Raw genomic sequence first — 453 nt, forward strand, 5'->3', positions numbered from 1 at the left:
GGCTTGGCTTGCTTGAACTCGGGTGGTTTGTCAGTTTTGCTGTTCGCCGTAGGTTATAGAGATGCTGACTTGTTTGGCATTGGTTGTACCATTGGCTAAGTTTTGTGCACTCTTACCTGTTTGATAGGCTTACCAGCCTGCATTGGCAGCTGCCATGGCATTGACACGACCATTTTTGCTTTGTCCGACTTGTTTGCTGCTTTGTGCGACGGCAATCGCTTGTTGTGCCAAATCGGTAACGGGCGAACTGAATGCCACCGTTAAGCCTTTTTGTTCATAGATTTGGGTGGTATTACTGTTTAATTTGTTGTGTGCCGCTTGAATGTCTATGCTTTGGGCATGGATGATATTGTTGCCTTCTGGGCTGGAAACGGTACTGCCGATTTGTTCGTAGTGTTTGCCTGCAACAATGGTGGTATCGCCTTTCAAGCTGCCTACGGTACTGCCTGTATG

At 47.5% G+C, this 453-nt stretch carries 1 pseudogene; it reads right to left on the reverse strand.

Going from position 1 to position 453, the window contains the following annotated elements:
- Window positions 1–33: 33 nt before the first annotated feature.
- Window positions 34–453 (reverse strand): annotated as a pseudogene (locus ACTHUR_RS20585) (hypothetical protein); the annotation flags it as partial.

The sequence above is a fragment of the Neisseria sp. P0021.S007 genome (assembly GCF_051956855.1).